The 13,702-nt window shown below is 62.3% G+C and carries 12 protein-coding genes; 7 read left to right on the top strand and 5 right to left on the bottom strand.

Going from position 1 to position 13,702, the window contains the following annotated elements; translation table 11 throughout:
- The first annotated feature begins 79 nt into the window (after nucleotides 1–79).
- Nucleotides 80–898, top strand: coding sequence for a 4-hydroxy-tetrahydrodipicolinate reductase (dapB, locus tag NYP16_RS11885; RefSeq protein WP_274944367.1), 819 nt, complete (start codon nucleotides 80–82; stop codon nucleotides 896–898).
- 11 nt (nucleotides 899–909) lie between these two features.
- On the opposite strand, the gene NYP16_RS11890 is transcribed toward dapB, so the two are convergent.
- Nucleotides 910–1,434 carry a DUF2244 domain-containing protein gene (locus NYP16_RS11890; RefSeq protein ID WP_274944368.1) on the bottom strand — a complete coding sequence of 175 codons (525 nt, stop codon included), beginning with the start codon at nucleotides 1,432–1,434 and terminating at the stop codon, nucleotides 910–912.
- A 29-nt stretch (nucleotides 1,435–1,463) separates the two neighbouring features.
- On the opposite strand from NYP16_RS11890, the gene nth reads away from it, so the two are divergent.
- Both nth and NYP16_RS11900 read left to right on the top strand, forming a co-directional pair.
- Nucleotides 1,464–2,105: an endonuclease III gene (gene nth / locus NYP16_RS11895; protein WP_274944369.1), complete on the top strand. Its 642-nt coding sequence runs from the start codon at nucleotides 1,464–1,466 to the stop codon at nucleotides 2,103–2,105.
- Nucleotides 2,106–2,161: 56 nt separating this feature from the next.
- On the top strand, nucleotides 2,162–2,695 hold the full coding sequence (locus tag NYP16_RS11900; protein ID WP_274944370.1) for a GNAT family N-acetyltransferase: 534 nt from the start codon (nucleotides 2,162–2,164) through the stop codon (nucleotides 2,693–2,695).
- Here the strand turns inward: NYP16_RS11900 and NYP16_RS11905 are convergent.
- A complete protein-coding gene (locus NYP16_RS11905) occupies nucleotides 2,637–3,164 on the bottom strand; it encodes a hypothetical protein (protein ID WP_274944371.1) in 528 nt (175 codons plus the stop codon). The genes NYP16_RS11900 and NYP16_RS11905 overlap by 59 nt on opposite strands.
- A 152-nt stretch (nucleotides 3,165–3,316) precedes the next feature.
- On the opposite strand from NYP16_RS11905, the gene NYP16_RS11910 reads away from it, so the two are divergent.
- Entirely contained in the window at nucleotides 3,317–4,294 is a 978-nt protein-coding gene (locus NYP16_RS11910; protein WP_274944372.1) for an adenosine kinase, read from the top strand.
- Here NYP16_RS11910 and NYP16_RS11915 read toward each other — a convergent pair.
- Entirely contained in the window at nucleotides 4,291–4,662 is a 372-nt protein-coding gene (locus tag NYP16_RS11915) for a histidine triad nucleotide-binding protein (protein ID WP_274944373.1), read from the bottom strand. The genes NYP16_RS11910 and NYP16_RS11915 overlap by 4 nt on opposite strands.
- 445 nt (nucleotides 4,663–5,107) lie before the next feature.
- Here NYP16_RS11915 and NYP16_RS11920 point away from each other — a divergent pair, with 445 nt between their 5' ends.
- Nucleotides 5,108–6,442: an AmpG family muropeptide MFS transporter gene (locus NYP16_RS11920; RefSeq protein WP_274944374.1), complete on the top strand. Its 1,335-nt coding sequence runs from the start codon at nucleotides 5,108–5,110 to the stop codon at nucleotides 6,440–6,442.
- Between the two features lie 22 nt (nucleotides 6,443–6,464).
- Here NYP16_RS11920 and NYP16_RS11925 read toward each other — a convergent pair whose 3' ends face one another.
- On the bottom strand, nucleotides 6,465–6,884 hold the full coding sequence (locus NYP16_RS11925) for a hypothetical protein (RefSeq protein ID WP_274944375.1): 420 nt from the start codon (nucleotides 6,882–6,884) through the stop codon (nucleotides 6,465–6,467).
- Nucleotides 6,885–7,048: 164 nt separating this feature from the next.
- On the opposite strand from NYP16_RS11925, the gene NYP16_RS11930 reads away from it, so the two are divergent.
- On the top strand, nucleotides 7,049–7,957 hold the full coding sequence (locus NYP16_RS11930) for a GNAT family N-acetyltransferase (protein WP_274944376.1): 909 nt from the start codon (nucleotides 7,049–7,051) through the stop codon (nucleotides 7,955–7,957).
- Between the two features lie 542 nt (nucleotides 7,958–8,499).
- Here NYP16_RS11930 and NYP16_RS11935 read toward each other — a convergent pair.
- The gene (locus NYP16_RS11935; RefSeq protein WP_274944377.1) at nucleotides 8,500–10,773 is read right to left on the bottom strand and encodes an NADP-dependent malic enzyme; all 2,274 of its coding nucleotides are present in this window, start codon (nucleotides 10,771–10,773) and stop codon (nucleotides 8,500–8,502) included.
- Between the two features lie 219 nt (nucleotides 10,774–10,992).
- Between NYP16_RS11935 and mutS the strand changes: the two genes are divergently transcribed.
- Nucleotides 10,993–13,683, top strand: a complete 2,691-nt coding sequence (gene mutS / locus NYP16_RS11940) for a DNA mismatch repair protein MutS (protein WP_274944378.1) — start codon at nucleotides 10,993–10,995, stop codon at nucleotides 13,681–13,683.
- Nucleotides 13,684–13,702 lie beyond the last annotated feature (19 nt).

Here is a 13,702-nt window from a genome sequence, read left to right on the forward strand (position 1 = left end):
GAAGCGGCTATGACAAGCTTGTGAAAATACAGTAAGAGTGACGCTTAGGATGAGACCAAAGATTGAGCGGAGAGCGGCGATGAGCAGGACTCGGATAGGGATTCTTGGATGTGCCGGGCGCATGGGACGGACGTTGATTGCCGAGGTTCTGGCGCAGTCAGATCGGGCCGAACTTGCGGGCGGCGTCGATCAGCCGGCCAGTCCGGCACTGGGCAAACCGATTCTCGATCCGGTGAGCGGCGCCGACACCGGGCTTGTGGTCGGCAGCGATCCTCATGCTTTGTTCGCGATTTCGGACGTGGTGATTGATTTCACCTGCCCGACGGCCTCGGTCATGCATGCTCAGGAAGCCGCCCGTACCGGCACGGCGCTGATCATCGGCACCACGGGGCTTGCGGCCCATGAGGATGCCGAAGTGGCGCGGGCCTCTGCGGGCACGGCTATTGTGCAGGCGGCCAATTTCTCGCTTGGGGTCAATTTGCTGGTGGCGTTGACGGAACAGGTGTCGCGGCTGCTCAATGATGATTTCGATGTGGAGGTGCTGGAAATGCATCATCGCATGAAGGTCGATGCGCCCTCGGGCACGGCGCTTGCGCTGGGCAAGGCGGCGGCGGCGGGGCGCGGGGTTGATCTTGAGGCGGTGGCTGATCGCGTGCGTGATGGCATCACCGGGGCGCGGACGCGCGGTCATATCGGCTTTGCCACCCTGCGCGGCGGCAATGTGGTTGGCGATCACACGGTGATTTTTGCCGCTGACAATGAACGCATCGAACTGAGCCACAAGGCTGGTGACCGGGCGATTTTCGCGCGTGGCGCGGTGGCAGCGGCGCTTTGGGCCCATGGCAAACCGGCCGGACAATATGGCATGAATGACGTGCTTGGGTTCACCAAGGCTTAGGTTCCCGAAGCTCAGACCTGCCCGGCGCACAGGCGGCCGAGGGCCTTGTTGAGGGCTTCGGCCACTTCGAGGCGTTCGGCGGGGGACAGGAAGCGGCCGATTTCAAGATTGCGGCCATGGGACGTGAGCGTCACTCGCACTTCATAGGGGCGCGGTTCGGCGATCTGGACCCGCACCCAATAGGGCTGAAACTGCCATTCCTCGTATTTGCCCTTGGGGCTCAGGCGGCCGACCGTCAGGTTGTCGTCGGTCAGGCGGATGGTTTCAAGCGAAGTGCTCGCCCGGTAGCTGAGCTGGAATGCCCAATAGACCCCGAGCACGTCGAGCCCGAAGAATCCGAACACCGGCCAGGCGCCGATGGAGATGAAGACGAACCCCACCAGGCAGGATAACAGCCCGAGACAACACATAAGAACCTTGAACCCGCGCCGCGACAGGGAGCGATGGGGATGCAGGGTGGCGCTGAAGCGGAGCCGGTTCAGGGTCGCGTCCATGGCCCTAGAATAAGCCTTGCCGAAGGGCGGAGCAATCGGCATAGATTGGGCAGTGTTTAAGGGAGTTTGTCATGAAGCTGCAGGATCGCGAGGAGTTTTTCCGGCGTCTTGAGGAACGCAATCCGGAGCCGAAGGGCGAGCTTGATTATACCAATCCCTATACCCTGCTGGTGGCTGTGGCGCTGTCGGCGCAGGCCACCGATATCGGCGTTAACAAGGCCACCAAGGCGCTGTTCAAGATTGTCTCGACCCCGGCTGAAATGCTGGCGCTTGGCGAAGACAAGCTCAGGGAGCATGTGAAGACCATCGGGCTTTACAACACCAAGGCCAAGAATGTCATCAAGGCGGCGGAAATCCTGGTGCGCGATTACGGCGGCGAGGTGCCGGTCGATCGCGAGGCGCTTGAAACCCTGCCCGGCGTCGGCCGCAAGACCGCTAATGTGGTGTTGAACATCGCCTTCGGGTTATCGACCATCGCCGTCGATACGCATCTGTTCCGGGTCGCGAACCGCACCGGACTGGCTCCCGGGGCGACGCCGCTTGCGGTCGAGAAAAAGCTCATGAAGATGGTGCCGAAACAATATCTGCGTCATGCGCATCACTGGCTCATCCTGCATGGGCGCTATATCTGCAAGGCCCGCAAGCCGGTCTGCCCGGTGTGCCCGGTCAATGATCTTTGCGCCTATAAGCAGAAGACGGTGATTGCTGAATAGCATATAGCGCGTCACGCATGGCGCGGTTCCGCGTCCTCCTTGAGGAGGATGTGGTCATGACTGAGGTTTTCTTGCGGTTGGTGCGGCCGGATGATCTGGATCTGATGTGGGGCTGGCGCAATGACCCCCATACCCGGCGCATGGAGCGGGTGCATCATATGATCCCGCGCGATTTTTATCATAACTGGGTGTGGCACGCGCTCACGAGTTCATCACGGCGGATTTATCTGGCTGAAGCCGAGGGCTGCGCCATCGGTTACAGTGAACTGTCCCTGCGGCGGGATGGCGGGGCCGATATGGGCATCAATTTCAATCCGGCGTTTCGCGGGCGCGGCCTTGCGGGGACGGTTATTCGCGGAGCCATCGCCGCGGCGCGGCCGGAGCTTGGGTTTGATGCCGTCTGGGCCGAAATCCGCAATCAGAATGTGCCGTCGCAACGGGCTTTTGCCCGGGCCGGATTCAGCCTGTGGCGGCAGGGGGAGGAGACCCTTCATATGGTCCGCTCCGAGCAGCTCGACCATCCGGCAGTCTTCAGGGAGCGGGTTTCACCGCAGGTAGGGGCGGGGCAGGCCGGGGCGGCGCTGGGCTGACGGGGGCGCGGCCGCTGAATTCGAGGGCGCAGATCCCTTGCGGGTTGAGATTGTCGCCCCAGGGACCGGGCCGGGTCTCGATCAGCGCCTGATCGACTTTGAACGGGCCGTCGGCGGGGCTGTTTTTCGGGCGGTAGAAATAAAGATGCAGCACACAGGCCCCGGACAGATATTGCCAGACTTCGGCGAAGGTTTCCTGCTGGCGCAGCGCCGGGGCGCCGAGGATGCGGGTGACCCCCGCCGGATCGAGGCCGACGAAGCGTTTGGCATCAAAGAAGGGACGTGGACGCGGCCGGACTTCGGGCGGGAGCTCGGACCCTGACGTGTCAGACGCGGGTTCCTTTGCGGTGGCTTCAAGCGGGGTTGCGGCTGTCGGCGTGCCCGGTCGCGTGCTGGCGCAGGCGCTCAGCAATAAAGCGGCAACGGTGATCCCCAACAGTCCTTTGATATAATGCCCGGTGTCTCGCATGGTCCCTCTGGCGTGCGCGTCCTGTTACTGGTCGCAGAAAAAGCACGCGGTCGCAAAGTAAAAATGCGGATTTTCTTGCCGCAGGCCCGTTGCTGCCTATACTGCCGCCGAACAGGGGCCAAAGTTTGGCAGGAATATTCGGGAGATGGGCTGTGACGGACAGCAGCATTGATGTTTTGGGGATCGGCAACGCCATCGTCGATGTCATCGCGCGGGGCGACGATGCTTTGCTCGCGAGCCTCGAGCTTGAAAAGGGCAGCATGACCCTGATCGATGAAGCGCGGGCGCTGGCAATTTATGAGCGTCTCGGTGCGGCCATTGAATGTTCGGGCGGTTCGGCGGCCAATACCATTGCCGGGCTTGCGTCCTTTGGCGCGCGCACGGCCTTTACCGGCAAGACCCGCAACGATCAGCTGGGCGATGTGTTCGGTCATGATATCCGGGCGCTTGGGGTGAATTTCTCGACGCTGCAGAAAACCGATGGCCCGGCTACGGCGCGCTGTCTCGTGGTGGTGACGCCGGATGCCCAGCGCAGCATGGCGACCTATCTCGGGGCCAGTGTGTCGCTCGCCCCGGCTGATATTGACCCTGAGCTGGTTGCGGCGGCGAAAGTCACCTATCTCGAAGGCTATCTGTGGGATCCGCCGCAGGCCAAGGAAGCATTTCTCGTGGCCATGGATATCGCCCATGCGGCGGGCAACAAGGTGGCGCTGTCGCTGTCGGATGCTTTTTGCGTCGATCGCTACCGCGCGGAATTCCGCAATCTGGTGGACAAGCATATCGATGTGCTGTTCGCCAATGAGCAGGAAATCCTGTCGCTCTATGAAGTCGCGGGTTTCGAGGCGGCGGTCGCCGCCGTGCGTGGCAGCGCCGACGTGGCGGTGCTGACGCGGGGTGACAAGGGTGCGGTGATCGTGACCGAGAATGATGTTCTGGCGGTCCCGGCCGCGGCGGTTGCGAACCTCGTCGATACCACCGGTGCGGGCGATCTTTATGCCGCCGGTTTCCTCCATGGTCTGACACGGGGGCTGCCGCTTGGCGAGTGCGGGCGTCTGGCCGGTCTCGCCGCCGCAGAGGTTATCAGCCACTACGGCGCGCGGCCGGAAATATCCTTGAAGACGCTGGTTTAGGGCCGCGCCAGCATCGGCCCCAGTGGGCGGCCGCCGAAAATATGAATATGAAGATGCGGCACTTCCTGATGGGAGTGGGGCCCGGCATTCGCCAGCAGGCGATAGCCGGGTTCCTCAAGGCCGAGCGCGCGCGGGACCTCGCCGACGGCGCGCATGAAGCCGACAATAAGGTCGGCGGGGGCATTGGCCGTGAAATCGGCCATGGACACATAGTCGCCCTTCGGGATCACCAGCACATGCACCGGAGCCTGCGGGTTGATGTCGTGGAAGGCGAGCGAGAACTCGTCTTCATAGACCTTGTTGCAGGGGATTTCCCCGCGCAGGATGCGGGCGAAGATATTGTTCGGATCATAGGCAGGTACGGACATCGGATATCCTCTTTGACGTGATTTGGCCCAAGCATGTCCATTGTGCGCGCGGGGTGCAAGTGTTTGGATTTGATTGTGCGGCAAAGGGGTTGGTCAGACTTCTTCGGAGATGACGGGCTGGATTGCTTCGGCTTTGCCTCGCAATGACGGAATGTGTGTGGGCCTGCTGGGTGTTTGGCGTCATCGCGAGCCGCGTGAGCGGCGCGGCGATCCAGTCTTCTTCTGAGGGGGTGGTCTGGATTGCTTCGGCTTCGCCTCGCAATGACGGAGTGTGTGTTGGGCCTGCTGAGTGTTTGTTGTCATCGCGAGCCGCGCGAGCGGCGTGGCGATCCAGGCTTTTCTGGGGGCGACATGAAGCTTTGGCCCGTGATGGTGGATTGACCGTTATCTTCCAAGCCGCCATGCTGCGGGGATTATTGTGTGGTTACGAAAGTTTCCCGTCTGTATGGCTGAAGCATCCCTGTCGCGTCTGAAGCATGCGCTCGCGGTCTATGGTGACCGGCGCGTGTTGTCGATCCTGTTGTTTGGCTTTTCAAGTGGTTTGCCGCTCGCGCTGACCGGCAGCACATTGTCGGTGTGGCTGGCTGATATTGGCGTGTCGTTGAAGACCATCGGGTTCTTTGCCGCCGTGGCCATGCCCTATGCGCTTAAGTTCCTGTGGGCGCCGTTGGTGGACCGGGTGCGTCTGCCGGGGCTTGCGCCGCTTATGGGGCATCGGCGGTCCTGGATGCTGGTGACCCAGCTTGCCTTGATGGCGGCCATTGTCGCCCTTGGCAACAGTGTGCCGCAACAGGAGCCGATGCTGACGGCGGCGCTTGCGGTGCTGGTGGCATTCCTGTCGGCGACGCAGGATATTGTCATTGACGCTTATCGGGTTGAGATTCTCCGTGCCGATCAATATGCCGCCGGGGCTGCCATGGTGCAGTTCGGCTATCGTATGGGCATGCTGGTGTCGGGGGCGGGGGCGCTGTTTCTGGCCGACCGGATGCCCTGGGGGACGGTGTTCGCGATTGTGGCGGTCATTCAGGCAGTCGGGGTGGTGGCGGTGCTCATGAACCCCGAACCGGCCGCGCGCGGGGCCGAGGATCTTGCGGCCGAAGCGGCGGTGGCCAAACGGGTCACCGGGCGCTCAAGCGGACTTGCAGCCTGGCTTTATGTGGCCGTGGTGGCGCCATTTCATGAATTCATGACCCGGAACGGCGTCGGCACGGCGTTGCTGATCCTGGCCTTTATCGTGTTCTATAAATTCGGCGATGCGCTTGCGGGCAGCATGACCAACCCGTTCCTGATCAAGCTCGGCTTCACCAAGTCGGAGATTGCCGAGGTGGTGAAACTGTTTGGTCTGGTGGCGACGCTCGCCGGGCTCGCGCTTGGCGGGGTGATGATCCGCCTGTTGGGCTTGTTCCGGGCGCTGATGATTTGCGGCGTGCTGCAGTTGTTGTCGAACCTGATGTTCGTGGCGCAGGCCACGGTCGGGGCCGATATCGGGTTTCTTGCGCTCACCATCGCGGTTGAGAATCTGGCGGGCGGCATGGGGTCGGCGGTGTTCGTGGCCTATCTGTCCGGGCTGTGCAATCTGGCCTTCACCGCGACCCAGTATGCGCTGCTGAGTTCGCTCGCTGTGGTCGGGCGCACGGTGCTATCGACCGGTGGCGGGGCCATTGCCGAGGCGGTCGGCTGGGTGCATTTCTTCATGCTGACCAGCCTGGCCGCCGTGCCGGGTCTGTTGCTGTTGCTGCTGTTGCGGCGGGCGGGCATGGGGCTCCGGACCGCTCAGTAGCGGCGGTTTATAGGATTGCCGCTCAGTAGCGGCGGTAGAGCCCGCGCCGTCCATCGCGGTCGAATTTGCGGATGAGGCGAAAGCCGCAGCGCTCCATCAGCAGCATCAGGCTTTTTTTCGGGAACTCCCACAGGCCGCCTGCACCGATTTCAAGATAGAGGATGCCGCCCGGCCCGAGCTTCGCGCGCATGTCGAGCAGCGGGCGCGCCGGATCGGGGCTTTGTTCGAGCCGGCCGACGATGGCCTCTGTTGCCCCGTGGAGGGGCGTCTGGGGGGCGTCTCCAAGCTTGGCCGGGATAGGGGCTGCAAGGGCACGAAGGCCGCAGGAGCGGCATGCCCGACCGCCCGTTTGAGGGTTCAGGGTCAGGTCTGAGCCACAGGCCGGGCAGAAGGCCAGATCAGGGGTGGAGAGCGGCGGGGTGGGTAATTTTTTTTCCGTCATAAGCCTGTCATGCAGTTGAGCGATTCTTGCAAAGAATTGGGAACTTTTAGGGAAACTTGCACATGTATTTGCTGTGTGTCGGGTAAGGCACCAGGGCGGCCACGAAGTCAACGGTTGATTTTACCGTCATATTTCTTTCCAATGGCAGACTAGGGCTTGGCAACATGAGTTATCCGATTTTGCATTCGCACGTCAAAACGGCGACTGATCTTCAGTCAGCGTCATCCTTTGCTGAAGTAGGGGCGCTTGAGGTGCGTCTGGCTGTGTCCGAGGCGGAAATCCGCGCGGCACAGGCACTTCGCTATAAAATTTTCTATGAGGAGCTCGGGGCCACACCGACCGAGGAGATGGCGCGGGAGCGGCGCGATTTCGATCGCTTCGACGAGCTTGCGGACCATCTTCTGGTGGTCGACCGCACCAAGCAGGGCATTGATTCTATCGTCGGCACCTATCGATTGCTGCGCGAAACCGTGATCGGCGGCATCGAGGGCTTCTATTCCAATCAGGAATTTGACCTCTCGCCCCTGGTCAGCGATAGTTTTCGCCGCACCATGATGCCGGGACGGCAGTTGCTGGAACTCGGGCGGTCCTGCGTCGATGTGGCCTATCGCACCAATTCGACCATTCATCTGTTGTGGCGCGGCATCGCGATCTACACGCTGACCTATAACATCGGCTATATGTTCGGCTGCGCGAGCCTCAAGGGCATCGATACGCAGGCTCATGCGCAGGCACTGTCTTATCTCCATCATGATTACAGCATTCCGGAAAGCTTCCGCGTAAGGGCTCAGCCCCATCGTTTCCATGACATGAACATGATCCCGCGGGAGGAGCTTGACATGCGCCTCGCCCGCCGCGCCCTGCCGCCGCTGGTGAAGGGTTATCTCCGGCTCGGCTGTTATATCGGCAACGGCGCTGTGGTGGACGAGCAATGGGATTCGACCGATGTCTTCATTCTGCTGCCGGTCGAGCGCATCACCCATCGCTATTCCCAGCATTTTGAGCTGAACGATATGGGCGTGGGCGAGATCGTCGATGCCTTCACGGACAATGATACGCTCAGGATTATTTGAGGGGATAGTGCGGCTTCGTGCTTCGAGACGCCCTTCGGGCTCCTCAGCACGAACGGAGAGTTTGATACATATCCTGTTCGTGCTGAGGAGGGCGTAAGCCCGTCTCGAAGCACAGGCCGCAAGAAAAAAGCCCGTCCGGCATTCCGGGCGGGCTTTTTCTATGGGGTGGTGAGATGGCTTGCCGGGTCAAGCCCGGCAATGACATGAGGTTGGGGAGGGGCCGCCCACAGGTGTCATACGCGGGCTTGACCCGCGTATCCATGGTTCAACCGGCGAGATGGCGGTGAGATGGCTTGCCGGGTCAAGCCCGGCAATGACATGAGGTTGGGGAGGGGCCACCCACAGTTGTCATACGCGGGCTTGACCCGCGTGTATCCATGGTTCAGCCGATGAGATGGTGGCGAGTTGGATTGCCGGGTCGAGCTCGGTAATGACAGGAGGTTGGGGAGGGGCCGCCCACAGGTGTCATACGCGGGCTTGACCCGCGTATCCAGGGGTCACCCGGCAGGATAACAACCATCCTGCCGGGTGATTGTTTGGCTTTAATGGCCTGTTTTCAACGCGTTGTAGGCGGCGATGGCGGCCATGTTTACGATTTCTGAGGTGTTCGAGCCCATGGGGACCACCTGGATCGACTTTGACAGGCCGGTTAGCACGGGGCCGATGGCGCGGCTGGTGCCGACTTCTTTCAGAAGCTTGGCGGCGATATGGGCCGAATGCAGGCCGGGCATGATCAGCACGTTGGCCGGGCCGGTCAGACGGCAGAACGGGTAAAGCGCCCGGACTTCCATATTCAAAGCCACCGACGGGTTCATTTCGCCGTCATATTCGAAATCCACGTCCTGCTGGTCGAGCATGGCCACGGCTTCGCGGATATGGTCGGCGGTTGGCAGTTTCGGATTGCCGAAGTTCGAATAGGACAGGAAAGCGACCCGCGGGTCATGGCCGAAGCGGCGGGCCATGGCGGCGGTTTGCACAGCGAGGTCGGCCAGTTGGCGGGCGGTCGGGCGTTCGATCACCGCGGTGTCGGCGAGGAACAGGGTTTCGCTGCGGCCGACCAGAATGGTGACGCCGAACAGGCGGCGGTCGGGAGTGGTGTCGACCACCTTGTTGATGGTTTCAAGCACGTTCGAATAGGTGCGGGTGACGCCGGTCACCATGGCGTCGGCATGACCGAGCGCCACCATGGCCGCGCCGAAGATATTGCGGTCGGTGTTGACCAGCCGCAAACAGTCGCGTTGCAGATAACCGCGACGGTGCAACCGCTTATAGAGGTAATCGGCATAGTCGCGAGCGTGTTTCGAGGTGCGGCCGGTATGGATCTCGATATCGTCGACGCCATCGAGGCCCATGGTGATCATGGTCTCGCGGATGCGGGTTTCGTCGCCGATCAGCACCGGAATGCCATAACCGTTGTTGCGGAAGGTGATGGCGGCGCGGATCATGGCTTCTTCTTCGCCTTCGGCGAAGACGACCCGTTTGGGTTCGGCCGCGAGATGGTCGAAGATGCGCTGCAGGGTGGCGGTGGTCGGATTGAGACGGGCGCTCAGTTCTTTCTGATAGGCCTCCATATCGACGATCGGCTTGCGCGCCACGCCGGAATGCATGGCGGCCTTGGCTACCGCCGCCGGGATCGCGCTGATCAGGCGGGGATCGAACGGAGCCGGGATGATGTATTGCGGGCCGTATTTCGGATGCTCGCCCGAATAGGCGGCGGCCACTTCGTCCGGCACGTCCTCGCGGGCGAGGGCGGCGATGGCTTCGGCGGCGGCGATCTTCATGGCGTCGTTGATGGTGCGCGCCCGCACATCAAGGGCCCCACGGAAGATATAGGGGAAGCCCAGCACGTTGTTGACCTGGTTCGGATAATCCGAGCGGCCGGTGGCGACGATGGCGTCGGGACGGATGGCATAAACGTCTTCCGGGGCGATTTCCGGGTCCGGATTGGCCATGGCGAAGACGATGGGGCGGGCGTTCATGCTGGCGATCATGTCCTGATCGACGGCGTCCTTGACCGACAGGCCGACGAACACGTCAGCACCATCGAGGGCTTCGGCCAGCGTGCGCCTATCGGTGGCGATGGCATGGGCCGATTTCCACTGGTTCATGCCGTTGGTGCGGCCCTGATAGACCACGCCCTTGCTGTCGCAGAGGAGGACGTTTTCATGGGGCAGGCCCATGGCCTTCATCAGTTCGGTGCAGGCGATGGCGGCGGCGCCGGCACCATTCACCACAACTTTGGTGGTCTTGATGTCGCGGCCCGTGAGGTCGAGCGCGTTCAGGAATCCGGCGGCGGTGATGATGGCGGTGCCATGCTGGTCGTCATGGAACACCGGAATGTCCATGAGCTCGCGCAGGCGCTGCTCGATGATGAAGCATTCGGGGGCCTTGATATCTTCAAGATTGATGCCGCCGAAGGACGCGCCCAGGAGGCGCACGCAATTGACGAATTCGTCGGTGTCTTCGGTCGAGACTTCAAGGTCGATGGAATCAACATCGGCAAAGCGCTTGAAGAGCACGGCCTTGCCTTCCATCACCGGCTTCGAAGCGAGCGCGCCAAGATTGCCGAGGCCGAGAATGGCGGTGCCGTTCGAGATCACGGCGACGAGATTGCCCTTCGACGTATAGTCATAGGCAAGATCCGGGTCGCGGGCGATTTCAAGAACCGGGACGGCGACGCCCGGGGAATAGGCAAGTGACAGGTCGCGCTGGGTCGCCATCGGTTTCGAGGCGACGATTTCAATTTTGCCGGGTCGGCCCTGCGAGTGAAACAGCAGAGCTTCCTGGTCTGTGATGGCTGTTCGTTTTTCTGACATTATGGTGCCTGACGTCCTCATTGCCCGCGCACAGCGGGCGTATGCCTGTCCTACCGGAGTTTCCGGATGTTCGTTGAGGGTTTCTCTGTTATCCCCTGGTGACAAGGGGCACGCTTTTTGTTGCGTTTTGGAAACCTTCCCTTTTATAGCCAGTCGTGAGACTTTGTGAACCGGCATTTCGCCGCTATCCGTCCCGCAGTAATGGTATATCACGTTTCCATGCTTGAAGATCCGGCTCCCAATCCTGACGACGCTCCCGGCGCGGCCCCGGAACCGGCGGCGGCTGAAAAAATCACCCCGATGATGGAGCAGTATCTGGAGATCAAGGCAGGCCATCCCGGCTGCCTGTTGTTCTATCGCATGGGCGATTTCTACGAATTGTTCTTTGCTGACGCGGTGGAGGCCTCGGCGGCGCTCGATATCACGCTGACCAAGCGCGGCAAGCATGGCGGGGAGGATATTCCCATGTGCGGGGTGCCGGTCCATGCGGCCGACAGTTATCTGGCGCGGCTGATCCGCAAGGGCTTCAAGGTCGCCGTCTGCGAACAGACCGAAGACCCGGCTGAAGCGCGGAAGCGCGGCGGCAAATCGGTGGTACGGCGGGCGGTGGTGCGTATTGTGACCCCGGGGACGCTGACCGAAGATGTGTTGCTCGATGCCCGCAGCAACAATTATCTGGCGGCGCTGGCCCGGGTGCGCGGCAGCTATGCCTTGGCCTGGGCCGATATTTCGACCGGGGAATTTCGGGTTACCGGCTTGACGCTTGCCGATCTCGATGGCGAGCTTGCGCGGCTCCGGCCCCATGAAATCCTGCTGTCGGAAACCCTGATGGGTGAATTGTCGGAACAGCTGCGCGACTGGCGCGGGCTGCTCGCCCCGCAGATGAGCGCCATGTTCGAGGCGGGGGCCGGAGAGCGCCGCCTGCGCGGGCTGTTCGGGGTGGCGGCGGTGGATGCGCTCGGGCCTGATCAACCGGCCATGATCGGGGCCGTGGGTGCTATTCTCGATTACCTGAACGACACTCAGAAAAGCCGTCTGCCGAAGCTTGCGCCGCCGCTTGTGGAAACCGTGCGCGGGGCCATGATCATTGATGCGGCCACCCGGCGGAATCTTGAACTGGTTGAAACCCTGGCCGGGCAGCGCGATGGCAGTCTGATTGCGACCATTGATCGCACGGTGACCGGGCCTGGTGCCCGGGCGCTCTCGGCACGGCTGAGCGCGCCTTTGACCGATCCGGCGATCATCAATGAACGGCTTGATGCGGTTGGGCTTTTTCTGGACAATGTGAGCTTGCGCGGGCGGCTCAGGGAGCAGTTGAAACGCACCCCGGATATGGAGCGCGCGCTGTCCCGGCTCGCGCTTGAGCGCGGCGGGCCACGTGATATTGCCGCCCTTCGCGATGGTCTTGGGGTCGCCGGATCGCTGCGCGATCTGTTGGCGCGGGTCAGCCTGCTGCCGCCCGAGATTGCGCGGTTATCTGCGGAGCTTGGGGAACATCAGGGGCTGATCGACCGGCTGGCGGCGGCGCTGCGCGATGATCTGCCCATGAACGCGCGGGACGGCGGCTTTATGGCCCCGGGCTATGACGCGACCTTTGATGAATTTCGCACGCTGCGGGACGAAAGCCGCCGCCTGATCGCGGCCATGGAGGGACGCTATCAGGGCGAGACCGGGCTGTCCGGGCTCAAGATCAAACATAACAATGTGCTTGGCTATCACATCGAGGTGAAGCCGAAGGATGCGGCGGTGCTGATGGCCCCGCCCCATAACACAAGCTTTGCCCATCGTCAGACCATGGCCAACGCCGTGCGCTTCAACACCGCCGATCTCGCCGATCTCGCGAGCCGCATTGCCGAGGCCGAGGTGCGGGCGCTGGCCCGGGAGCTTGAGCTTTATGCGGGGCTTGTGGCGCTGGTGCTTGAATCCTGGGACGGCATCATGCTGGCGGCGCGGGCGCTGGCGGAACTTGATGTGGCGGCGGCGCTTGCGGATCTGGCCGAGGCTGGGCGTTATGGGCGGCCGCTGGTGGACGGGTCGCTGGCCTTTTCCATTACGGGCGGGCGTCATCCGGTGGTCGAGGCGGCTCTGGCGCGCGCTCGTTCGGGGCCGTTTGTGGCCAATGATTGTGAACTTGCGCCGGATCAGCGGTTGTGGCTCATCACCGGGCCCAATATGGCGGGGAAAAGCACCTTTCTGCGCCAGAACGCAGTGATCGCCATCATGGCCCAGATGGGCTCCTATGTGCCTGCCGACCAAGCCCATATCGGGGTGGTGGACCGTTTGTTCAGCCGGGTTGGCGCGGCCGACGATCTCGCGCGCGGGCGCTCGACCTTTATGGTCGAGATGGTGGAGACGGCGACCATTCTGACCCAGGCCGGGGAGCGCTCTCTGGTCATTCTCGATGAAATCGGGCGCGGCACGGCGACCTTTGACGGGCTGTCCATCGCCTGGGCGGCGGTCGAATATCTCCATGAGGAAAATCGCTGCCGGGGGCTGTTCGCCACCCATTACCATGAGCTGAAGGCACTGGCCGGGCGGCTTTCGTCGCTCGCGCTCCATGCCATGAAGGTCAAGGAATGGCAGGGCGACGTGATTTTCCTCCATGAAGTGGGGCCGGGCTCGGCCGATCGGTCTTATGGGGTGCAGGTGGCGCGGCTGGCCGGGTTGCCAGCGGCCGTGCTGCACCGGGCCGAGGAGGTTCTGGCGAAGCTTGAGGCTGGGGAGCAGGGCACGACGCTCGCAACGCTCGCCGATGATTTGCCGCTTTTCGCCGTGATCAGGGATGCGCCGCGCCGGGCTTCAGGGCCGTCGCCGGTGGAGGAAGCGGTGAAGGCCGTCAATCCGGATGAACTCAGCCCTATGGCGGCGCTTGAGCTTGTCTATCGGTTGAAGGGGTTGACGGCGGGGTGATGGATTGCCGGGTCAAGCC

Origin of the sequence: Govania unica (assembly GCF_027920805.1) — a bacterium.
In the GTDB taxonomy this organism is placed as follows: Bacteria; Pseudomonadota; Alphaproteobacteria; order Sphingomonadales; family Govanellaceae; genus Govanella; species Govanella unica.